The organism is Leisingera sp. SA215, assembly GCF_055902035.1.
In genome coordinates, this window is record NZ_JBVVXU010000003.1 from 1 (window position 1) to 21,833 (window position 21,833).

At 63.2% G+C, this 21,833-nt stretch carries 23 protein-coding genes and 1 tRNA gene; 9 read left to right on the forward strand and 15 right to left on the reverse strand.

Annotated features, from left to right (window positions below):
- A partial coding sequence (locus AC0KW6_RS05640) for a hypothetical protein (RefSeq protein ID WP_474034369.1) occupies positions 1–180 on the forward strand: 180 nt, incomplete at its 5' end.
- A gap of 52 nt (positions 181–232) precedes the next feature.
- Here the strand turns inward: AC0KW6_RS05640 and AC0KW6_RS05645 are convergent.
- The 3 genes from AC0KW6_RS05645 to fabA are packed head-to-tail and all read right to left on the reverse strand — an operon-like array spanning position 233 to position 2,815.
- Positions 233–1,024: an enoyl-ACP reductase FabI gene (locus AC0KW6_RS05645; RefSeq protein WP_323783808.1), complete on the reverse strand. Its 792-nt coding sequence runs from the start codon at positions 1,022–1,024 to the stop codon at positions 233–235.
- Positions 1,025–1,030: 6 nt separating this feature from the next.
- A complete protein-coding gene (gene fabB, locus AC0KW6_RS05650; protein ID WP_323783806.1) occupies positions 1,031–2,260 on the reverse strand; it encodes a beta-ketoacyl-ACP synthase I in 1,230 nt (409 codons plus the stop codon).
- A 45-nt stretch (positions 2,261–2,305) separates the two neighbouring features.
- A complete protein-coding gene (fabA, locus tag AC0KW6_RS05655; protein WP_024088754.1) occupies positions 2,306–2,815 on the reverse strand; it encodes a bifunctional 3-hydroxydecanoyl-ACP dehydratase/trans-2-decenoyl-ACP isomerase in 510 nt (169 codons plus the stop codon).
- Positions 2,816–3,032: 217 nt separating this feature from the next.
- On the opposite strand from fabA, the gene irrA reads away from it, so the two are divergent.
- Positions 3,033–3,449 carry an iron response transcriptional regulator IrrA gene (gene irrA / locus AC0KW6_RS05660; protein WP_323783804.1) on the forward strand — a complete coding sequence of 139 codons (417 nt, stop codon included), beginning with the start codon at positions 3,033–3,035 and terminating at the stop codon, positions 3,447–3,449.
- On the opposite strand, the gene AC0KW6_RS05665 is transcribed toward irrA, so the two are convergent.
- Positions 3,414–4,346, reverse strand: coding sequence for a LysR family transcriptional regulator (locus tag AC0KW6_RS05665; RefSeq protein ID WP_323783802.1), 933 nt, complete (start codon positions 4,344–4,346; stop codon positions 3,414–3,416). The genes irrA and AC0KW6_RS05665 overlap by 36 nt on opposite strands.
- A gap of 99 nt (positions 4,347–4,445) precedes the next feature.
- Here AC0KW6_RS05665 and AC0KW6_RS05670 point away from each other — a divergent pair, with 99 nt between their 5' ends.
- Positions 4,446–5,246: a phytanoyl-CoA dioxygenase family protein gene (locus AC0KW6_RS05670; protein WP_474034372.1), complete on the forward strand. Its 801-nt coding sequence runs from the start codon at positions 4,446–4,448 to the stop codon at positions 5,244–5,246.
- 114 nt (positions 5,247–5,360) lie between these two features.
- Here AC0KW6_RS05670 and AC0KW6_RS05675 read toward each other — a convergent pair whose 3' ends face one another.
- The 8 genes from AC0KW6_RS05675 to AC0KW6_RS05710 all read right to left on the reverse strand — a co-directional run bounded on the left by AC0KW6_RS05675 (position 5,361) and on the right by AC0KW6_RS05710 (position 13,190).
- Positions 5,361–6,401 (reverse strand): radical SAM/SPASM domain-containing protein, encoded by a 1,041-nt coding sequence (locus AC0KW6_RS05675; RefSeq protein ID WP_323779363.1) that lies wholly within the window; start codon positions 6,399–6,401, stop codon positions 5,361–5,363.
- Positions 6,402–6,926: 525 nt separating this feature from the next.
- Positions 6,927–7,751: an energy transducer TonB gene (locus tag AC0KW6_RS05680; RefSeq protein ID WP_474034374.1), complete on the reverse strand. Its 825-nt coding sequence runs from the start codon at positions 7,749–7,751 to the stop codon at positions 6,927–6,929.
- On the reverse strand, positions 7,748–8,131 hold the full coding sequence (locus tag AC0KW6_RS05685; RefSeq protein ID WP_474034375.1) for an ExbD/TolR family protein: 384 nt from the start codon (positions 8,129–8,131) through the stop codon (positions 7,748–7,750). The genes AC0KW6_RS05680 and AC0KW6_RS05685 overlap by 4 nt, the downstream gene beginning before the upstream one ends.
- Positions 8,132–8,141: 10 nt before the next feature.
- Positions 8,142–8,519, reverse strand: a complete 378-nt coding sequence (locus AC0KW6_RS05690) for an ExbD/TolR family protein (protein ID WP_323779357.1) — start codon at positions 8,517–8,519, stop codon at positions 8,142–8,144.
- A 4-nt stretch (positions 8,520–8,523) separates the two neighbouring features.
- Complete coding sequence (locus AC0KW6_RS05695; RefSeq protein ID WP_323779355.1) at positions 8,524–9,429, reverse strand: MotA/TolQ/ExbB proton channel family protein; 906 nt, start codon at positions 9,427–9,429, stop codon at positions 8,524–8,526.
- A gap of 709 nt (positions 9,430–10,138) precedes the next feature.
- Entirely contained in the window at positions 10,139–11,173 is a 1,035-nt protein-coding gene (locus tag AC0KW6_RS05700; RefSeq protein ID WP_474034376.1) for an ABC transporter substrate-binding protein, read from the reverse strand.
- On the reverse strand, positions 11,143–12,528 hold the full coding sequence (locus tag AC0KW6_RS05705; RefSeq protein WP_474034378.1) for a sensor histidine kinase: 1,386 nt from the start codon (positions 12,526–12,528) through the stop codon (positions 11,143–11,145). The genes AC0KW6_RS05700 and AC0KW6_RS05705 overlap by 31 nt, the downstream gene beginning before the upstream one ends.
- Entirely contained in the window at positions 12,525–13,190 is a 666-nt protein-coding gene (locus AC0KW6_RS05710) for a response regulator transcription factor (RefSeq protein WP_323779349.1), read from the reverse strand. Before AC0KW6_RS05710 ends, AC0KW6_RS05705 begins: the two co-directional genes overlap by 4 nt.
- 117 nt (positions 13,191–13,307) lie before the next feature.
- Between AC0KW6_RS05710 and AC0KW6_RS05715 the strand changes: the two genes are divergently transcribed.
- The 3 genes from AC0KW6_RS05715 to AC0KW6_RS05725 all read left to right on the forward strand — a co-directional run bounded on the left by AC0KW6_RS05715 (position 13,308) and on the right by AC0KW6_RS05725 (position 16,432).
- Positions 13,308–14,291 (forward strand): tripartite tricarboxylate transporter substrate binding protein, encoded by a 984-nt coding sequence (locus AC0KW6_RS05715; RefSeq protein WP_474034379.1) that lies wholly within the window; start codon positions 13,308–13,310, stop codon positions 14,289–14,291.
- Positions 14,292–14,418: 127 nt separating this feature from the next.
- Positions 14,419–14,913, forward strand: coding sequence for a tripartite tricarboxylate transporter TctB family protein (locus tag AC0KW6_RS05720; protein WP_323779346.1), 495 nt, complete (start codon positions 14,419–14,421; stop codon positions 14,911–14,913).
- Between the two features lies 1 nt (position 14,914).
- Positions 14,915–16,432, forward strand: coding sequence for a tripartite tricarboxylate transporter permease (locus AC0KW6_RS05725; protein ID WP_323779344.1), 1,518 nt, complete (start codon positions 14,915–14,917; stop codon positions 16,430–16,432).
- A 472-nt stretch (positions 16,433–16,904) separates the two neighbouring features.
- Here the strand turns inward: AC0KW6_RS05725 and AC0KW6_RS05730 are convergent, their stop codons facing one another.
- The 3 genes from AC0KW6_RS05730 to AC0KW6_RS05740 all read right to left on the reverse strand — a co-directional run bounded on the left by AC0KW6_RS05730 (position 16,905) and on the right by AC0KW6_RS05740 (position 18,198).
- On the reverse strand, positions 16,905–17,444 hold the full coding sequence (locus AC0KW6_RS05730) for an AAA family ATPase (protein WP_323779342.1): 540 nt from the start codon (positions 17,442–17,444) through the stop codon (positions 16,905–16,907).
- 165 nt (positions 17,445–17,609) lie between these two features.
- Positions 17,610–17,685: transfer RNA gene (locus tag AC0KW6_RS05735), tRNA-Ala, on the reverse strand.
- A gap of 186 nt (positions 17,686–17,871) precedes the next feature.
- Positions 17,872–18,198 carry a TIGR02300 family protein gene (locus AC0KW6_RS05740; RefSeq protein WP_323779340.1) on the reverse strand — a complete coding sequence of 109 codons (327 nt, stop codon included), beginning with the start codon at positions 18,196–18,198 and terminating at the stop codon, positions 17,872–17,874.
- A 101-nt stretch (positions 18,199–18,299) separates the two neighbouring features.
- Between AC0KW6_RS05740 and AC0KW6_RS05745 the strand changes: the two genes are divergently transcribed.
- From AC0KW6_RS05745 to AC0KW6_RS05755, 3 genes are all read left to right on the forward strand, one after another.
- Entirely contained in the window at positions 18,300–18,986 is a 687-nt protein-coding gene (locus AC0KW6_RS05745) for a M48 family metallopeptidase (protein ID WP_323779338.1), read from the forward strand.
- Between the two features lie 124 nt (positions 18,987–19,110).
- Positions 19,111–20,904, forward strand: a complete 1,794-nt coding sequence (locus tag AC0KW6_RS05750) for an adenylate/guanylate cyclase domain-containing protein (protein ID WP_474034381.1) — start codon at positions 19,111–19,113, stop codon at positions 20,902–20,904.
- A gap of 181 nt (positions 20,905–21,085) precedes the next feature.
- A complete protein-coding gene (locus AC0KW6_RS05755; protein ID WP_129369684.1) occupies positions 21,086–21,739 on the forward strand; it encodes a GntR family transcriptional regulator in 654 nt (217 codons plus the stop codon).
- Positions 21,740–21,833 lie beyond the last annotated feature (94 nt).

Here is a 21,833-nt window from a genome sequence, read left to right on the forward strand (position 1 = left end):
TTTTTCTGTTGGGGCGGGAAAATGTTTGGTGGTTTGGGGCGTGACACTGCGCCACGCGCAGTGCCACGCCCAATGGAAGCGGGCTTTGCCAGAAGCCCGGCGACGGGCGGGAGAATGCCGGATGAGAGGCAGGCGAACGCGCTGCAAAATCTCGGCGTCCTGAAACCACTGCTGGAATAGAAAAAAGGCGCCTCCAAGGGCGCCTTTTTAGATGTCAGCAGACTCTAGCTGCTTACAGATGATCCTGCTGCGGCATTCCCAGCACATGGAAACCGCCATCGACCCGGATGATTTCACCGGTCGTGCAAGCGCCTGCATCAGACGCCAGGTACACCGCGGTGCCGCCGACTGCTTCCAGCGTGGCGTTCTCGCGCATTGGCGCATTCTGGGCCGTGTGCTTGAAGGTCTTGCGGGCGCCGCCGATGGCGGCACCGGCAAGCGTCTTCATCGGGCCGGGCGAGATTGCGTTGACACGGATGCCCTCAGGGCCGAGGTCATTGGCCAGGTAACGGGTCGCCGACTCCAGCGCAGCCTTGGCCACGCCCATCACATTATAATTCGGCACCACCTGATTCGACCCCTGATAGGTCAGGGTCAGCAGGGTGCCGCCGTTTTCTCTCATCATCGGGTGGGCGCGGCGCGCCACTTCGATGAAGGAATAGGCTGAGATATCCAGCGAGTTCTTGAAATTCGCCCGGCTGGTGTCGAGGAAGCGCCCGGTCAGCTCGGATTTGTCCGAATAGGCAATTGCATGCACCACGAAATCGAGTGACGGCCAGCGGCTGCCAAGCTGTTCGAACGCGGCATCCAGCGAAGCGTCATCCGTCACATCCACATCGACCATGAAATCCGAGCCGACACTCTGCGCCAGCGGCTCCAGTCGCTTGCCAAAGGCTTCGCCCTGATAGGTGAAGGCGAGTTCAGCCCCGGCTTCTGCCATGGCTTTGGCAATACCCCAGGCGATGGAGCGGTCATTGGCAACGCCCATAATCAGGCCGCGCTTGCCGGTCAGCAGTCCCGCCATCGTCACTTATCCCTTGTATTTGCTCAGAACCATCGAGCCATTGGTGCCGCCAAAGCCGAAGCTGTTGGTCATCACCGAATCGAGGCCGGCGTTTTCCACCAGTGCGGTGGCAATCTCGCCCGGCAGGATGCCTTCGGCGAGGGTTTCGACGTTGATCGACGGTGTGATGAAATCGTTGTCCAGCATCAAGAGGCAGAAAATCGCCTCCAGCGCGCCGGCAGCGCCCTGGGCGTGGCCGGTCATCGACTTGGTCGAGGACATCGGCGGTACTTTGCCTTCGCCGAACACCCGGCGCGCGGCCTCGACTTCACCCACGTCACCCACGGGGGTCGAAGTGCCATGCGCGTTGATGTAATCAACCTTGCGGCCCTCGGGCAGGGTGGACAGCGCCAGCCGCATCGCCCGCTCGCCGCCCTCGCCGGACGGGGCCACCATGTCGTGCCCGTCGGAGGTCGCGGCAAAGCCGGTCACCTCGGCATAGATCTTGGCCCCGCGCGCCAGCGCGTGCTCCAGATCCTCCAGCACCACGATGCCGCCGCCGCCGGAGATCACGAAACCGTCGCGGTCCTGATCGAACGCGCGCGAGGCTTTTTCGGGCGTGTCGTTGTATTTGGAGGACATCGCGCCCATGGCGTCAAACAGGCAGGACAGGGTCCAGTCCAGCTCCTCGCCGCCGCCGGCAAACATCACGTCCTGCTTGCCCATCATGATCTGCTCGGCGGCATTGCCGATGCAATGCAGCGAGGTCGAACAGGCCGAGGTGATCGAGTAGTTGATGCCCTTGATCTTGAAGGCGGTTGCCAGGTTGGCAGAGATCGTCGAGGACATGCATTTCGGCACCGCGAAGGGGCCGATGCGCTTGGTCGCGCCGGTTTTCTGCACCACCTGATGCGCGGCCAGCATGGCGCTGGTCGACGGGCCGCCTGAGCCTGCCACAAGGCCGGTGCGTTCATTGACCACCTGATCGTCGCTCAGGCCGGCATCGGCAATCGCCTGGCTCATCGCGATATGGGCGTAAGCCGCACCGGGCCCCATGAACCGCAGGGTGCGCTTGTCCACATGCGCGGCCGTGTCGATCTTCAGCGTGCCGGCCACTTGGCTGCGAAAGCCGTGCTCAGCCATCTCGGGGCTGGCTTCGATGCCGGATTTGCCTGCCTTCAGCGAGGCGAGGACCTCTTCAGCATTGTTCCCGATGGAGGACACAATCCCCAGACCGGTGACGACGACGCGACGCATAGGCGTACTCCTGTTGTTAAGGTGCCTGTCTGACCGACGAGCCTATCAGCTCTCGGACAGGGCCACTTTCATATCTTTGACCTGATAGATCACTTCACCGTCCGCTTCGACGATGCCATCGGCGACCCCCATGGTCAGGCGGCGGGTCTGAACGGCCTTGGTAAAGTTGATCCGGTAGGTCAGCATCTTGCGGTCCGGGCGCACCATGCCGGTGAGCTTTACCTCGCCCACTCCAAGCGCATAGCCGCGGCCCTGCCAGCCGCGCCAGCCCAGATTGAAACCGGTCAGCTGCCACAGGCCATCCAGGCCCAGGCAGCCAGGCATGATCGGGTTGCCCGGGAAATGGCAGTCAAAGAACCAAAGGTCCGGGGTGATGTCGAATTCTGCAATCACATGGCCCTTGCCATGCTCGCCGCCATCGCCGGAAATTTCCGTGATCCGGTCCATCATCAGCATTGGCGGAGCAGGCAGCTGAGCGTTGCCCGGCCCAAACAGCTCGCCCCGCGCGCATTTCAGCAAATCGTCCTTGTCAAAGCTGCTCGGGTAATCGGCCATTCGGGCGCATCTCCTGCCTGGGGTCTGGTCTATTGGTATATCTGGCCTCCTGTAACACCCGGCCAAAGGGTCCTGCAAGGGTACCCCGCGTCACTCTTGCGCTGAATGTGCCACAGGCGCACAGGAAACCGGCGGTCAGCTGCGAATGAATTTCATTTGAAAAACCCGGGGTGTTGCACCTATATATACGGTCAGCAACGCGATGCAGGATCTGCTCATGACGCCAAACAGCGAAGATGCGGCCACACGCTGGCTGACGGATGCCGGGCTGAGACCCACCCGGCAGCGGGTGGCGCTGGCCGAATTGCTGGTCGGCGACGGAAAGCACCGGCATATCACAGCCGAAAGCCTCTTTGAGTCGGCCAAAAAAAAGGGCGCTGCCGTATCGTTGGCAACCGTCTACAACACGCTGCGGGCCTTCTGCGATGCGGGCGTGCTGCAGGAGATCCCGCTGGACGGCTCCAAAAGCTATTTCGACACCAACACCCATGATCATCCGCATTTTTTCTGGGAGGACGAGGGCCGGGTCAGCGATGCCCCGGCGCAGGAACTGGTGATTCAGAAACTGCCGCAAGCGCCGGAGGGGATGGAGATCGCCTCAGTCGATGTGGTGATCCGCCTGCGCAAGGTCTGACGGGCCGGCGCTGAACGTTCTGCACAGTATGTCACGCGCTTTGGACGCTGGCGACGCGTCCGGCAATCGGGCATGGGTGGCCAGAATCACCGGTTCTTCCGCGGCCTTGTCTGTGATCCGTACAGCGCACAATGGCTTGCCATCATAACTCATCCCGCCGGGCGGCAGGCTGTAGCTGATGCCGACGCCTTCGCCATTGGCCGCCAGGCTGCGCAGCAATTCCAGCGAATCCGCCCGGTGGACAATCCGCGGCACCAGACCATGCGCCTTGAACAGCCCCAGCATGTGCTGCACCGACAAGCCTTCCTGTGACAGCACCAGCGGATGCAGCACCACCTCCGCCAGGGAAAGATCGCTGCGGCCCGCGAGCGGATGTCCGGGCGGCATCAGGGCGTGAGGGGAAAACCGGTCCAGTTCCGCCCGGCTGAACCCGGCATCCAAGCCCAGATCATAGGTGATGGCCAGATCCGCCTCGCCCTCGGTCAGAGCATTGATCAATGGGGCGAACCCGCAGGCGCGGTGGCGGATCTCAAACTCAGGCAGCGCCCGTCTCAGCACCTTGAGCGCGGGGGCCAGCAAAAACGGCGCAAGGTCTGAGAAGCAGGCCAGCATAATCCGTCTTTGCCCGGGACCGGATCCCTTTGGATCTTCCAGCCGCCGGGCCTGGTCCAGCAGGTCCTGCGCTTGGGCCGCGAACTCCCGGCCCTGCGGTGTCAATGCCAGCGCGGCCCCGCGGCGGCGCAAGAACAGCGCATGGCCCAGGTGCGCCTCGATCCGGCTGAGGGCCGCAGACAGGGCAGGCTGGCTTACATGCACCGCCTCGGCCGCTGCTGACAGGCTGCCATGCTGCGCCACGGCGCAGATGTATTCATAATGGCGCAACGTAAGGTATAACATCAAGTTAAGTGTATAATAGAAAGATATGATTTGAAACTATGCCCTTTGACCGGCAGGAATGACGCAACAGAATTGCATCATTCAGCAGCGGAGGCAGCCATGGTCCACCCCCTTATTACTCCTGAACATGTCGAACAGTTTCAGCGTGACGGCGTTGTCCTTATCCGCGGGCTGTTTGCCGAACAGGTCGGACTGCTGCGTTCCGGTATAGCCGCCAATATGGAAAACCCGGGGCCATATGCGTCCAATAACGAAAAGGCCGGCCAGACCGGGCGCTTTTTTGACGATTACTGCAACTGGACCCGGATCCCCGAATTCCAGCAGGCGATCGAGCAATCCCCGGTCGCCCAAGTTGCCGCTGACCTGATGAAATCCAGCTCGGTGCAAATGTTCCACGACCATGTTCTGGTCAAAGAGCCTGGCACATCGATGCCGACCCCATGGCATCAGGACGGGCCATACTATTTTGTCGAGGGGCAGCAGACCATCAGCTTTTGGTCGCCGCTTGATGAGGTGAAGGAAGCGGCCTTGCGCTGCGTTGCAGGCTCGCACAAATGGGAAAAGGAAGTGCTGCCGACCCGCTGGGTTTCGGAGGACGGTTTCTTTCCGGATGAAGGCCAATACATGCAGGTGCCCGATCCGGATGCGGACGACAGTATGACGGTGCTGGAATACCCGATGCAGCCGGGCGATGCGGTTGCTTTCAACTACAAAACCCTGCACGGCGCCCGCGGCAATACCTCCGCCTCCCGCCGCCGCGCGTTCTCGCTGCGGCTGGTGGGGGATGATGCCCGCTACGTGGAGCGCCCCGGCCCCACTTCGCCGCCGTTTCCGGGCCACGAAATGCAGCCTGGCCAACGGCTGCGCGAGGACTGGTTCCCAATTCTGCTGCAGCGGTAAAGGGGAGGGGGCCTGGCCCCCCTCGGCCTGGCCCCCCTCGGCCTGCCCCCCCTCGGCCTGGCGGCCTTCGCCCCCGGAGTATTTCCGGAAAGATGAAACGGCCTAAATCCCGGGCTATTTCCTGAGGTCGCGGCGGATGCCCATGTTTTCGGCGTTGGAGAAGGAGCAGGTTTTGCAGATGCCGAATTGCTTGAGGAAGCCGCGCTTGCGGGCGCGGGCGGCTTCATCCGAACGGTAGGCGGCCAGAAAGCCGTCCTGCTCGACATTCGGCAGCTGAATCACCTGGTCGTAGTCGATGCAGCACAGGCCCAGATCGCCGTTCCAGAACACCACCGACTGGAACAGCGGCACCGTGCACATTGCGTGGCTGGTGTGGCGCGGGTGGCGGCGCAACTCCTTCTGGCGCGGCAGGAAATGGGCAAATTCGCGTTTCTGGTCGGCGGAAGTGTAGGAGCCGATCGAGAACGTCTTGAACCGCACCCGGTCAAAGCCTGCGTTCCGTGCCCAGTCTTCCATTTCGTCCATCTGCGGTTCGGAATAGCTGGTCAGCAGTGTTTGCAGCACTGTGACCGGGGTTTTGAAACCCAGGTCCTTTTTGATGTTCAGGAACCCTTCGATGCTGGCCTTGACCTTGTCGAAGTCGGAGTTGACCCGATAGGTTTCCTGCGCCTCCTTCGAGAAACCGTCCATGCAAAGGTTCACGCGGGCAAGGCCTGAGCGGATCAGGCGCTCGCTCATCTCCGGCGTCAGCCGGGTTGCATTGGTCGACAGATAGGTATCGTGGCCGTTTTCATGGGCGTAGGCGATGAAATCGGGCAAGTCCTTGTGCAGGGTCGGCTCGCCCGAAAAGCTGAAGTAGATCGCGGGTTTTTCCGGCTGGTCCTTGAAGTCGTCGATGATTTTGCGGAACACCTTCGGCTTCATCATGCCGCGCTTGCGCTGCATAGCAAAAGTAACCGGGCACACCGGGCAGCGCAGGTTGCAGCTGTTGGTGGCGTCGATGATGATAATTTTTGGCGGCCGCCGGAAGTACGCCAGCGGCAGCAGCCTGGCCAGCAGATGCAGAGCCCGTTCATGCAGCCCCGGCGGTTTGGCGGGCAGGTCTGGCTGCGCTGTTTCCGGCTTCAGGTCCGGAGCGGGGGCTAGATCTTCCATACGTTGACCTCGATTTGCTGCGTACGGGTTCCACCTTAAGCGCCGGGAGAGGTGTGGCAAGCCTTTGCAGGGCCACATTGTTGAGCATTGCGTGAGCGGCCCGGCGGCGCAGATGCGCCCGGTCTTGGCCGGTTCCGGCCGGGATTGCTGCCTTCAATTGGTGTCAGCTGGGCGCCGCAAAGGGCGGCAATATGCAGGAAGCCAAGCGCGGATCTGCTGCGCCGTGCGGTCGGACCGGTTGTATGACGATAACCGCCGGTGTGGATCCGCGCTATCTGGACAGCGTCCAGCCGCATCACCGACTCAACAAATACGCGTCAGGGGACCGCCACGAAGGTCTGCCCGCCTTCGGCTGAATGCGCTGATCCAGGATCCGGGCCCGGAGCAGGCCGCCGCACCGCGCGGCGGCACGCGCGCCTGTGTCCGCACTGGAAGGGCCTCCGAACCTGCACCGGAACTTCCGGACTGACCTTGGCCACGGGGCGTTCCCCGCGGCGGAGGCTTGAGCGGCGGCCTTGCCACGGGTTATTTCGAGAAACTCATGGGCAGGTTAAAGCTGATTTGATTGATCTGCAGCTCTTTCGGGGCCGGCGGGAACTTGCCGGCTCGGGCAACGGCACGCAACGCCGCCTGATCAAAGGCAGCGACGCCTGAGGACTTCGCAACCCGGTGGCTCAGCAACTGGCCTGATTTGGAGACTGTAAGCCGCACCACAACCTGGCCATTGCCGCTGGCGCCGGCGGGATAGCGTTTGCGCCGTTCCACACGGGCACGGATCCTGGCGCCCCAGATACTGCGAATCTTGGCCCGGCGGCCGGCCTCTGCAGTTGCCGCCTGTGCCCCGCCGGATTGTCCAGCCTGAGTGTTGCCGCCCGATCCCGCGGCGCGCTGTTCAGCCCGCCCGGCGGAGGCCTGCTGGGACTTACGGGCCTGCTGGGCCTGCGGTTTGGGCGCAGGTTTGGTCTCCGGCTCCAGCTTCGGTTCTGGTTGCCGCGGCGGAGGCGCCGGTGCAGTAACTATCTGCAGAACATCCGCTCTCGCTGGTTTGGGCATGGCGATCTGTGCCGCGGCCCGCGGTGCCTGGGCAAGAGCCGGCAGCGGCAGGGCAGGGGCGTCGACCGGCGGCAGCGGTTCAACAGTTTGGGCCTCAATCTGCGGCGTAGTCTGCGGCGGGCGTTCCCAAGCCTCAACCATTTCTGCCACCGCTTCAGGCGCCGCCTGTATCGACACCATCGCAGTGCCGCCCGCACCGCTGGATTGGGTGCCGGAACCAGGCATGCGGGCAAACAGCGCCACATGGATCAACACGGCAAGTCCGGCAAAGACGGTAAGTTCGGCGGCACGTTTCATGGCTGGCGGACCACCAGTTCAGCCTGGCTCAGCCCTGCTGCCGCCAGCCGGCGCAGAATTCGGGCAAGGGCTTTTGCCTCCAGCCGGGCATCGGCGCGCAATTGCAGCACCTCGGTGCCGGCACTGACCGCCGCCAGCCGTGCGAGGGCTCCGTCGCCTTCGATCCCATCGAAATAGATCCGGCCTTCGGCATTGATGTGCAGCACAGCGCCGCCTTCGGGTTCCGCCTCAATTGCTGCGTCCGGCGGTATCACCTCAAACGGATCCGGCTGCGCCAGATGCGAGGTCATCAGAAAAAAGATCAGCAGCAGGAATACCACATTGATCATCGGAACGATGGATTCAGTTCGCGGACGGCGGGGCGCCTCTGTCAGGTCCATGCGGGTCTCCTTATTCCACCAATACAAAATTGCTGTAACCCGCCTGCCGCAGCAGCCCTGTCACATCGGTGATGCGCTGCAGGTCGGCACCGTCGCGGCCGCGCAAGATCAGCATATCGGAGGGGTTCCGCATCAGCGGTGCCAGTGCCTGGATCAGGTTGCTGTCTGCCACCGGCACGCCATTCACATCCAGATTGCCCGCACCGATGCCGACCAGCCGCGGCGGTCCAGTGTAATTGCCGCCCTGCGCAGCCAGCGGCAGCTGCAGCACCGCATCGGTGCCAAACCGCGACGCCAGCATGAAGAAAACCAAAAGCAGAAACACCACGTCGATCATGGGTGTCAGGCTTGGCTTGCGCCGCGGCTTCAGGGGGCGGGTGAACTCCATCGGGCTACTCGGCCGCCAGCTTCAGCGGCTGCGGATCATGGGCGATAAAGATACGGGTGGCGCTGTCTTCAAGATCGCGGCGGATGCGGGAGATCACTGCTTCAAACCAGGTCAGCGCGGCCGAGGCGGGGATCGCCACTGCCATGCCTGCCGCAGTGGTCAGCAGCGCCTCCCAGATGCCGCCTGCCAGCAGGGCGGGGTCGGCCTTGGAGCCGGCCGCCTGCAATGCCTGGAAGGCGGCAATCATGCCCAGAACGGTGCCCAGCAGACCCAGAAGCGGGGCGATGGTTGCAATCAGCTCCAGTGCGCCAAGACCGGCGGAAGCGCTGGCAAGATGCAGTTTGGCCACCCGGGCGGTTTCTTCGCGGGCGCGGTCCTCGGGCAGGGTCGCGGCGGCGGCCAGTGCTGCGCCGACGACTTGGGAACGCACGCCGATCCGGTTTTTGACGATGGATTGGGCCGCGGCGCGGTCCCCGCGTTCAAAGGCGTCCACGGCCTGGCCTGCCTTGCCGCGCGACCAGGCGCCGATCAGCGCCAGACGCCAGATCTTCCATAGGATCAGCGCCAATGTGACCACCGACAGGACGGCGATCGCCCAGATGGAAGGGCCGCCATCGCGAAGAAATTTCAGTGCCTTGGACGATGCGTCAATTGCTATCTGGGCCAGCTCATCCTGACTGGAGAGCGGGTCTGAAAGGGGGGCAGTGCCAGCCTCAGTTACGGCAAAGGCATCCCCGCCGGCCTCTGGAACTTCAAGCCCCGGCGCGGAGGGCGGCAGCTGAGGCACAGCGCCCCCGGGCGCGCCAAATGCAATATCCGGCACTGGCGCGGCAGGGGTTTCCTGGGCTGCCGCCCAAGCTGCGGCGAACATCAAAAACGCCGCCAGCGCTGCAGAGAAACGATTGATCATGACTGGCTCCAATATGCTGCAATATAACTGGTTTTGGGACATTCCCGCCCTGCATTGAACGCCACGCGGAGGTGCCGGGCCTCTGCCTTTTCACAGGCAAACCAAAGGAAATACCAGGGGTATTGCCCTCGCTCCGCCAGCGTGCGCTCTGCAAATGTGCCGCTGCCACTGCTGCCAGGCAGCATCATTGCCTCTGTGCGGCCGGAGACTGTCATCCTAGAGCCCTCCCCGCAGCAGATGATCCCGCGTATAATCCAGGCTCAGCCGTCTGGAATGCGACAGCGCCGATGCCAGCTGATGGCCGGCACGGATCCCGCGCCCGTCCCGGAACGCCCGGCAAAACAAACCGCGGCAGGCTGGCTGCGCGGATCTGGCTCGCGGCGGTTTCAGCCTTGGCCACAGCATCACAAAACCTTTCCGGTCTACGGCCCCAGGATCTCCTGCAGACCATGTTCTTAGGGAGTGGCTGGACCGGCTGCGGAATAAGATGAGCCGCCGATGTCTTGCTGAATTCACGCCTCCATGGCGCGGGAAGCCGTAAGAAGTCTTAGTTGTTTTGTCAAGAATTTTTCGTGCGCCAGCAAACAGGTCCCGCCGGCTGCCGTTACGGCAAAGCGGACACGGGTTGGAAGGGTCCGGATCCGGGATCTGATGCCGGCCCGTAGGGGGACCCCCAGGAGGCACCGGTCAACGCGGCTGCGGAACTGGCTTACTGCTTTCTGATCGCGTTGAACCATTCCGCCATGAAACGCCTGCGCTTTTCGGCGTCCTGATACACCAGCAGGCCAGGCCCCAGCTGGATCAGCCGTTTCGAGTTTGCCGCGCCGATGAACTCCGCGGACGGGGGGTGGAACGGGTATTCAGCGCCCGGCGGCTGCGACCAGGCTGCATATGCCAGATGGTCAACAAACCGCTGCGCCAGATCAGGCTGCCCGCCGCCGCTCAACAGCACCGCAGACCGCATCATCAGATGGGTATAGTCTTCCGGGTCGATGACAATGATCTTGTCTTTCAGGTCCTGCCGTGCCCGCGCGTAGCTGCCTAAAACATTGTAAGCAATAAGGATCTCTCCAACAGCAATGTCTTCAATCATACTGGCAGAGCAGCAATACAGGACCGGTTCAAGGCTGCCGGTGACTTCCATCAGCCGCCAGTAAGTTTCGGACGTCCGCGCATCCTGTGTCGCAAACAGATACCCCAGCCCGCTGAGCGCCACATCATAAGTGCCCACTTTGCCCAGGAACCTCTCCGGTTCTGCCCGCATGAGCGCAATCAGATCCTGGCGTGTGCGTGGAATATCCCGGCCTCGGAAACCGGCCGCGGATACCACAACAGACGCAGGCTCAAGCGAAAACGCAAACACATGATCCCGCCATTTCCCCCAGTCCGGGATCAGCGCAGTAAATGCGGACTGATGGGGCCGGGTGAACCCGTCGTTTGCCAGTTTGGTCTGCAGATCCATTGCCGAGGACAGCGCCACGTCAAACTGCTCTTCTCCTTTGAGCACCGCTTTCATCACCTCGCTGCTGTTGGCGACGGTATAGTCTACAGCTGTCCCGGGGTGCTTTTGCAGGAAGCTTTCAATGAGAGGGGCAAGAATAGCTGTGTCAGTGGTCGAAATGATCCGCAGCGGCGTGCCGTCTTGCGGACCGATCCAGTGCCTTTCCTCCACCTCAAAGCCAGCGGCCGCCAGCGTTGCAAGGGTCAAGAAGGTCAGTGCAAGGGAAAGCAAAGCGTTACGCACGCGCCTGTTCCTGTCTGGCTGTTTTCAATGATCAGCTTTCCGCCATGGGCTTCGGCCACCTCGCGGGCAATTGTCAGCCCCAGCCCTGAACCAGTTGTATTCCGGGCGTTGGCGCCGCGGACAAAACGGCGGGTCAGCGCTTCTGTGTCTTCGCATTTAAACCCGCCCGCCTGATCTTCTATTTCTATGCACGCGCAGCCGCCGCGGCAGACTGCACGAATCCAGACTTCGCTGTCCCGGCCGGAATATTTGATGGCGTTGTCCAGAATATTGCGGACCGCGTTTTGCAGCAGAATGCCATCGCCCGGAAGTCTGATGGTATCCTGGCCTTCGAAATGCAGGGACATATCCTTCAGTTCGGCCACCGGCTGCAGCCGCTCAGCCAGGTCCCGGGCAAGTTCCGTCAGATTGACGTCCTCAAGTTCCAGGCTGTCCGTCCGGAACGAGACCATGGCGTGGTCCAGCAGCTGCCCCGCCGCGCGGGAGCTTTCGTCGATGGCGCGGATCATTTCACGCAGGCTGGTCCGGTTGTTTTCATTTTCTATCCGCATCAGGGTGACCTCGGCCTGCGCGCGCACCGTTGCCAGCGGCGTGCGCACCCGGTGCGCGGCCTCGGCGATGAAATCCTCGGACCGGGCCAGTGATGTCTGCAGACGGCTGATAAAACTGTTGAGCGAGGACACCAGCGGCGACATCTCGGAGGGTACCGGACGGGATACCGGGCGCAGGTCTTTGGGGCCGCGGCGCGAAATTGCCTCGGTCAAGGATCTGAGCGGGGTAATGCTGGACTGGGTGGACCAGAATGCGAGGCCGGATGCCAGCACGAAGAACCCCACACCGAGGTACAGCGCAGACCACGAAAGCTGCGCCAGCAAGGCAGCCTGGCCTGACCGGGTCTGGGCAACCGAAACCTGAACAGCAACCGGCGCGCCCTCAACGGACAGCCGCCGGAAAAGGGTCACCGACCGGATGCTTTCCGCCTTGTAGCGCGCGGTTTGAAACAAGGGCTGGCCCGGCTGGACGGGCGGCCCGGCCACCGGCAGATCCGCATATCCGGTCAGCACACCTGCCGGCGTTGCGATCTGGTAAAACACCCGGTCATCGCTCACATTGCCCAGCATGGACAGGGCGGCATAGGGGATGTCTGCAGTAATTTCACCGGACTGGACGGAAACCGACTCCAGGATAGAAGTTGCTGACGCCAGCAAGATCCTGTCATGGCTTTCTTCCGCAACATTGCGGACAAATCCCAGCACTGCCAGGAACAGAAGAGCGGCCAGAAGTGCGGCGCTGCCCATTAGCTGCAGCAGCAGCCGCCGGCGGATCGATCCGCTGACATTGACCGTTGCGCTCATTCCAGCGACAACCGGTAACCAAGCCCGCGCACAGTGGTGATCTCTGCCCCGGATCCGGCCAAATGCTTGCGCAGCCTGGCGACATAGACCTCAATCGCGTTTTCCGATACCTCTTCGTCATAGGAAAACAGCCTGTCCACCAGTTTGGACTTGGAGAATATCCGGTCCGGCGCATTCAGAAACACCTCCAGAAGGCGTAACTCCCGGTTCCGCAAACTGATGGTCTTTCCGCCGGACGACAGGGTGCCTGCCATCGGATCGAACAGCAAATTTGCGAATCGCCGCAGGTTGGAACTGCCGCCTCCGCGGCGGCGCAGCACTGCCCGGCAGCGGGCCTCCAGCTCGGAAAAATCGAACGGTTTGGTCAGATAATCATCGGCGCCAAGATCCAGCATGCCAACCCGGTCCGAGACCTCCGAACGGGCAGTCAGCACAATGACAGGTGTTTCTTTCCGGTTATCGCGGTGGTTCTTCAGAAAGCTGCGGCCATCACCGTCCGGGAGCATAATATCTAATAAAATCAGATCATAATCGGTGGTGTCGGAAAATGCACATGCCGTGCCGGCATCGGGGGCATGGTCCACAGCATGCCCGTCCAGCCGCAGCCGGGCCTGAATAGCATTTGCCAGGCTTTCATTATCCTCAACCAGCAGGAAGCGCATAGCGGTTCATCCTTTCCGAGCACCGTATGACAGAGCTGTGACAGGTCCGTGTCAGCTTGCTGTGCTCCCCTTCAGTCATGAGCGGCGAGACCGCGATTTGTCAAATGGGAGGACAAGATGAGCAATTGGAGCCTGACGCGGCGGACTGTGATCGCGGCAGCGGCAGCAGCCATGGCCTTTGGCGCACCGGCCAATGCCGAAGAGAAGGTGCTGGACAGCATCCACTTTCTGATACCCGGCGGAGCGGGCGGCGGCTGGGACGGAACCGCGCGCGGCACCGGCGAAGCGCTGACAGCTTCCGGCCTGGTCGGCAAGGCCTCCTACGAAAACATGTCCGGCGGCGGCGGCGGCAAGGCTATCGGCTATTTGATCGAGAACGCCTCCAGCCAGCACGGCACGCTGATGGTGAACTCCACCCCTATCGTGATCCGTTCACTGACCGGTGTGTTTCCGCAGAACTTCCGCGACCTGACGCTGGTGGCGGGCACCATTGGCGATTACGCGGCCTTTGTGGTTGGCAAGGACAGCCCGATCAATTCGATGGCCGACCTTCTGGCCGCCTATAAGGCGGATCCGCGCGGCACCGCCGTTGGCGGCGGTTCGGTTCCGGGCGGCATGGACCATCTGGTTGCAGCCATGGTGATGCAGGCCGCAGGCGAAGACCCGACCGCGGTGAAATACATCCCCTATGACGCCGGCGGCAAGGCCATGGCGGCGCTGCTTTCCGGTGAAATATCGGCGCTCAGCACCGGGTTTTCCGAGGCCATCGATCTGGCCAATGCGGGTGAGGTGAAGATCATCGGTGTAACATCCGAGGAGCGGGTGGACAGCTACCCGGATGCCCCGACGATGAAGGAGCAGGGGCTCGACACCGCATTTGTAAACTGGCGCGGTTTCTTCGCTGCACCGGGGCTGCCGGAAGACCGGCTGACGGCCTTTCAGGCCGCGCTGGCCAAGATGTACGCCACCCCCGAATGGGAAGAGGTCCGGGCCCGCAACGGCTGGGTCAACATTCACAATTCGGGTGAGGATTTCCGCAGCTTCCTGGAAGCACAGGAACAGGTTATCGGCGATCTGATGAAACAGCTCGGATTCCTCTGACCGGGCGGCCTGGCGCGCCCGGTCTATGCGAGGGTTCCACCCGCGCGCTGCCGGGGGCGCCGCGCAATGCGCGGCGGGAGCAGCGCCCCCGGCCCCGCAAAATAAAACACGACAGCCGGAGTTGAATATGGCCCTCGACAGATGGATTGCCCTGATCATTCTGATGATCTGCCTTGCCTATGGCTATACGGCGTTTTTCACCATGGATGGCGCGCTGCCGCCGTTTATGAAACGCAACCCGATCTGGCCCAGCACCTTTCCCAAGCTCCTGTCGGTGATGGCCATTTTTACAGCGCTTTATGTGCTGCTGGGGCTGGAAAAGGGGGCGGATGAGCCAAAGCCGATGGAAATCAATTACCGGCGGCTGACGGACTACAAGCTTGGCCAGGCGCTTTTGCTGCTGGGGATGATGACCGCCTATGCACTGCTGCTGCGCCCCGCGGGATTTCTGCCTGCAACCGTCGCTTTTCTGGCAGCCGGAGCCTTTGTCCTGGGGGAGCGCAAACTGCACATCCTGCTTCCCATCGCGGCCGCGGCTGCAGGTGTGGTCTGGTATTTGGTGCAGGAAGTGCTGGGGATCTTTCTCAGCCCCTGGCCTGCAATTCTGACACACGGAGGCTGATATGCTTGAAGGCATCCTGACCGGTCTTGAAACGGCCTTTTCCCTTACCAACCTGCTGATGGTCATCGGCGGCTGCCTGATCGGCACATTCATCGGCATGCTGCCGGGGCTGGGGCCGATGTCGATTATCGCCATAATGATCCCGGTGGCGATCTCCATCGGCGATCCCTCCGCCGCGCTGATCCTGTTGGCCGGTGTCTACTACGGGGCGATCTTTGGCGGCTCCACATCGTCGATCCTGATCAACGCACCCGGGGTTGCCTCCACCGTGGCCACATCGTTTGACGGGTATCCGCTGGCGCGCCAGGGCAAGGCCGGCAAGGCGCTGACAGTCGCTGCCATTGCGTCTTTTTCCGGCGGCACCATTGGCGCGATCCTGCTGATGGTCTTTGCCCCGGCTTTGGCGACAGTTGCGCTGTTGTTCCATTCGGCTGAATATTTCGCGCTGATGGTGGTGGGGCTTTCGGCCATTGCCGCCTTTGCCGGATCCGGACAGGCGGGCAAGGCGGTGCTGATGACCCTCATGGGGCTGATCATGGCCACGGTGGGCGAGGGCGCGCTCTTCAACATGCCGCGCTTCACCATGGGCATCATGGACCTGCAATCAGGTTTCGGGTTCATCACCCTCGCGATGGCGATGTTCGCACTGCCCGAAGCGATGTATCTGGTGCTCGACCCGTCCCGGTCCAAGACCGGTGGCGACAGCAGCGAGATCAAGGACCTGCGGATCACCCGTGCGGAAGCCAAAGCCATCATCCCGGTGATCGGACGGCAGTCGATCCAGGGATTTCTGATCGGTGTCCTGCCCGGGGCCGGCGCCACGATCGCCTCGTTCCTTGGCTATGCGGTGGAGCGTAATCTCGCCCCGAAAGAAGAGCAGGAGCAATTCGGCAAAGGATCTATAAAGGGCCTCGCCGCGCCGGAGAGCGCCAACAATGCCGCTTGCACCGGTTCTTTTGTGCCGCTCTTGACGCTGGGCATCCCGGGATCGGGCACTACCGCCATCCTGCTGGGGGCGCTGATAGCATTGAATGTCTCGCCTGGCCCCCGTCTGATGATAGATGAGCCGCAGATTTTCTGGGCGGTGATTATCTCAATGTATCTGGGCAACCTGATCCTGCTGATTCTGAACCTGCCGCTGATCCCCTATATCGCCAAGGTGCTGGCGGTGCCGCGCACTTACTTGATCCCCTTCATTCTCTTTTTCACCTTGATGGGGGCCTATATCGGGCAGAACAACGCAACCGAACTGCTGATCCTGGTGGGGCTGGGCATCTGCGCAACGGTGCTTCGGTTTGCGGACTACCCGCTGGCGCCCTTGCTGATCGGCTTCATTCTGGGCTCCATGCTGGAGAACAACTTTGCCCGCTCCATGCAGCTTTATGACGGGCTCGGGTTCATCCTGGAACGGCCGATGACGCTTGGCCTTCTGGGGCTGGCTGTCATACTTGTGCTGCTGCCTGGTTACCGCGCAAGGCGGGCCCGCTTGCGGGCCGAGGGAACTGCCGATGCAGACTGACAAAGAATTTGGAAGGCTTCGGCCTTCCATACTTCCAGCCCGGCGGTAAAGCTCAGGCGCTCCACCCGTTCAGGGCTGAAACTGTCCACTGGTCCGCTGAAATTTCCTCGCAGGCCTGCAATAGACCATCCTTTCAATCAATGAGGGATTAGGCAGTTCCCTCTGCCGAACACCGCAACGGCTAAATGTGCTTTCTTTGCAGGGGCATCCTTCCACGCGGCCTTGCTCTAGGCCTATGGCCGCTTCCTGCGCTTTGCGTTGAACCAGGCCGCCGCCTCGGTCGTCCGCTGCTTGCGTATTTCTGACATCGGTTCAGGCCACGGCGAACGACCGCTGCCCGCGGTTCGTACTCATGCCTTGCCTAATGCTGCACCCGGACGACGTTGCCTTGGCCCTGTTTACCCGCTGCTGAATTCGAGGGTCTGCTGGGGCGCAGGAACGGTGTTTGGGCTGCAGCGCGTGGGAGGCACCTTCAAAAGGCCAAGTGCGTCTCGATGAAGTCGGCGCGCCGTGCGGTGCCGGTGCGGGGAAGTTCCACTATCTCGTATCCGAGCGCGGCGTAGGTCTCGCGCATGACTGCGCAGGTCACTTCGGCCTCGGCCCGGCTTTGCGTGCGCTCTGCGTCCTGAGTGAAAATATCGTTCCAGTAAGGCGCCAGGAAGACGCGATGGTTGTAGCGGGCCGTCCGGGCCGCTGCAGCGACGTGGGGCGGCACGGGGAGGCCGCAGAGCGTCAGGTAGCCCACGATGTCGGGAATGCCGCGGTCGAAGATAACCGGGCCTGAGAGGGCTTGTGCCGCGCTGTAGGCGCGCAGGTCTTGCTCCAGCATCCGTTCGGCATAGGCCATGCGGCCGGCCCAGGGGAGGGCATCACCGCCGCTCTGCATCTCTGCGCGGATGATCGCGCGGCCGGATTCGGGGATTGTGTGGAAGCCGCGGCGGGCAAACTCGGTGATCAGGCTGGTCTTGCCCGCACCCGGGCCGCCTGTCACGACGAAGAAATGGTCACTCATGAGCCATCCTCGGGTTTGACAAGGGAAAGGGCTGCGTGTCGATCTTTACGCACTGGGCGTGGATCGAGGCAGCATAGAGTCTCGAAGGGAAACAGCATCCATCTGCGCAGCAGAGGCAAATTCTCTGACGGGAACGGCAGAACTGTCTGAGCTTTTATGAAGATTTGGTGGAGCCTAGGAGGATCGAACTCCTGACCTCCTGCATGCCATGCAGGCGCTCTCCCAGCTGAGCTAAGGCCCCAAACCTGTCCGCTTTCCAGTGGCCGTTCCGTCTCCGGTGCGGTCCGTCTTGCGGTGTGAGCGTCGTTTAAGGGACGGCGGCGCAGGCTGCAAGCGGAAAATGCGCCGGGTTCCAAACTTTTTTCCCGGCACTGCCGGAGGGCTGCCCGGGGAAGGCAAGGCGCGTCCCCGGGCGGCTGGAAATACCTTAGGAATCGTCCTCTGGGGTCGACATGTCGGCAATCTCTTCCAGCGGGACGTTGTCCTCGTCATCGTCGTCGTCCAGGACATCATCGCCCAGATCAACATCGACGTCGTCGTCATCTTCCAGAACCGCGTCATCCCCTTCGAGGTTCTCTTTGGCCTTCAGGGTGGCCGCATCTTCGGCATCGGCTTCGATCATCCGGGTCTTGCCGGTGTCCAGCTCGACGGCCTCGCCCGTGTAGGGGCTGACAACCGGGTTCTTGTTCAGGTCATAAAAGCGCTTGCCAGTGGTGGGGCAGACGCGCTTTACACCCCATTCTTCCTTGGGCATGTGGATCCCCTTGATTTACTGGTGAGTCGTATCGACGATTCCGGTGCCTTGCCATATGAGGGGGGGACTGTCAAAGCCTTTGCCGGAAAGGGGGCGCGCGCATGGCCACACATCACCTGCCCGGAGACCCGCCGGTGCCGCTGACTTTGCGGCGGTCGGCACGGGCGCGGCGGATCAGCCTGCGGATCTCTTCGCTGGACGGGCGGGTGACGCTGACATTGCCCAAAAGCCTGCCGGAACGGGCCGCACTCGCCTTTGCCGAGGAGAAGGCGGACTGGATCCGGTCGCATCTGGAAAAGCATCCCGAAACGGTGGAGGCGGGGTTCGGCACCCTGCTGCCGGTCGATGGCCAGAACCGGGTGGTTGAGCGCGCGCCGGGGCGGCGCATCCAGCTGGATGCGGGCCGCATTGCGGTGCCGGGTGACAATCCGGGACGGGTCTTGCAGCGCTGTCTGAAGGAGCTGGCGCGCAACCGGCTGGCCGAGGCGTCGGATTTCTATGCCGCCCGGCTGGGCAAAGGCTACAGCCGTCTGACCTTGCGCGATACCCGGTCGCGCTGGGGGTCCTGCACCGCCGATGGCGCGCTGATGTATTCCTGGCGGCTGATCCTGGCGCCGCCCGCGGTGCTGCGCTATGTCGCCGCCCATGAGGTGGCGCATCTGCAGGAGATGAACCATTCGGCAGCTTTCTGGGCGGTGGTTGAACGCCTTTACGGCCAATACGAGGCGCCGCGGGCCTGGTTGCGCGAAAACGGCGCCGGCCTCCACCGTTACCGGTTCGGCGAATAGCGGCAAGGCTTTGACCCCGCGGATGCGCGGGCTAAGCTTCTGGCAGGTACCTGTTTCCAGTTTTACCGGTTCTTGAGGCTTGCCCGTGTCAGACAAACCGCAACGACGCCTTGCTGCCATATTTGTGCTGGATGTCTCTGGCTTCAGCCGGCTGATGGCCGAGGATGAGGCGGGCACGCTGAACCAGCTTCTGGCGCAGCAGCAAAGCCTGATCGCCCCGGCGATCCGCAGCCATGAGGGCCGGATCATCAAGCTGATGGGCGACGGGGTGCTGGCGATTTTTCCCAGCGTGATCTCGGCGGTGGAGGCGGCAGCCGGGATCCAGGCCGCCGCCGCCCGCAACCGCCACCTCCAGCTTCGGATCGGCATCACCTTGGGCGAGGTGCTGATTGCCCAGGGCGATATTTATGGCGATGACGTCAATATCGCGGCCCGGCTGGAGGCTTTGGCACCGCTTGGGGGGGTGGCCCTGTCGGCCGAAGCATACGGCCAGGTGCGGGGCCGCATTCCTTATGCGTTCAAGGACCTGGGCCTGCATGAGGTCAAGAACATTCCCGAGCCTGTGCAGGTTTATGTGCTCGGCGACGAGCTGACCTCGCTGCCCAGTCTGCACCCGGCCGCCGCATCAGAAAATGCGGTCCGGGCAGCTTCGCCACCGCGCCGGCGGGCCGGGCGGCCTGTGTGGCTGGCGCTGGCTGCGTTTACGGTTCTGGCTGCGGCGGGCGGCGGCTGGTGGGCCGCGGGCATGCCGGGTCTGCAAGGGGCGTGGCAGACGGCCGGCGGGGCTGAGCAGACGCGGCCGCTGGTTGCCGTGCTTCCATTCACGGCGGCCTCGGCATCTCCCGAACTGGCTCAGGCGGTCACCGGCGAGGTGATCCGCGCGCTTGCCGCGGTGCCGGGCCTGGCAGTGGTGGCACCGGCCAGCAGCCGCGCCGCGGCCGGTCTGCCGCCGGACCAGGCGGCGAAACTGCTGGGAACAGAGTTCCTGGTCAGCGGCCACCTGCCTGCCGCTCCGTTGCAGGGGATCCGGCTGGAGATCCGCAGCCCGTCCGGGCAGGCCGCCCTGCCGCCCCGGCCGCAATCCAGCCTGTCCGGGCTGGCACCTGCAGTGGCGGCAGATATTCTCAGCGTCTTCAGCCAGCCGGTGCCTAAGGCCGCGGCGGCGGCAGTGCCGGATCAAGCGCTGATGCAGCTGCTGGCTGCCCGCAGCGAACTGGCGGCCGGCCGGCAGCAAGAGGCCAGGCTGGCCGTGGAACAGGCTTTGCAGCTGGCCCCCGGCCTGGCAGAGGCAAAAGTGCTGCAGGCTGAGCTCGACCTGGATTTGCTGACCGGCCCTCTGGCCCGCCTGCCGCAGCGCGCGGCCAAGGCGGCACAGTTGCTCGAAGGGCTCCCCGAAACACCCGGAACCTTGCGCATCCGCGCCCTTGCGGCGCAGTTCAGCGGCGCAGCGGACACCGCCTTGACCCTTGCGCAGGCGTTGGAACGCTCTTTCCCGAACGATGCAGATGGCCATCTGCTGCGGGCCTGGCTTTTGCAGATGGAGGGGCGGGGCGCCGCCGCCGAGGCTGCCTATACCACTGCTTTGCGGCTCAATCCGGTGCCGCCTGCGCTGTACCACAGCCTGCGTGCGTCGATGCTGTTTGATGCCGGGCAGGTGGAAGCAGCCGTTGACACTGCCGGTGCGGCGCTGGCGCTGGAACCGCGGGCGCAGCTGGCCCAGGCGGTGCGTTGCGCGGGGCTGGCCACACTGGGCCGGTTTGACGAAGCCGGCAGCGCCTGCGCGCAGCTGCTGGCCGCAGGGCTGACACTGGATCAGGCCGCAGGCGCTTTTCCCTATGCTGCCGGGGCCGGGCCCGGCAGCGCGCTGCAGCGGCTGCGGACGGGGTTCAGCCTGGCAGGGCTGCCTGGACGCCCGTGACCCGTGGCCTGCCACCCACGGCCCGTCTCCCTCTGCCCGTCACCCTCGGCCTGAGATCTGCGGCCTGAGATCTGCGGCCTGAGATCTGCAGCCTGCGCCCTGCAGCCCGTGGCCGCTGGCCGTGATCTTACGTGCGGATCTATCCGCTTGACCGCGGCGCTATTTGTGATCACTTGAGGGGATGAACCTGACTGCCCGCTCTCCCCAGGACGCTGCCGCCCCGGCCCACGACCGTGTCTACCGCGCTTTGCGCACCCGTATCATGCATGGTGAAATCACCCCCGGCGCGGCGCTGACGCTGCGCGGCATCGGCCGCGAATTCGGAGTTTCGATGACCCCCGCGCGCGAGGCTGTCCGGCGGCTGGCGGCCGAGGGCGCGCTGTTTCTGTCCTCTTCGGGGCGGGTGTCGACGCCGGAGCTTACCAACGAGCGGATCGAAGAGCTGGCCGCCCTGCGCGCACTCCTGGAGGTGGAACTGTCCAGCCGTGCCTTGCCGCGCGCGCATATGGCCCTGATCGACCGGCTGCAGATGATCAACGGAACAGTGGCCGAGATGGTCACCAAACGCGACGCGGTCGGCTATATCCGTACCAATCTGGAGTTCCACCGCACTCTGTATCTGCGCGCCCAGGCGCCGGCCATGCTGGCGATGGCCGAGACCGTCTGGCTGCAGCTGGGTCCCACCATGCGGGCGCTTTACGGCCGGCTGCGCCGCACCGATCCGCCGCAGAACCACCGCCTGATCATCGCGGCGCTGAAGGCTGGGGATGAACCGGGCTTGCGTCTGGCGGTGCGCTCGGATGTGACCCAAGGCCTGCGGCTTCTGGCCGGCTAAACCGGCACAGCAGACCCGGCTGGCATCAGCGGCAGCGGCGAGGCTCCCGCCTGTGCCGGTCAATTTTGAGAATTGCCCTTACAATCGGGCGTGG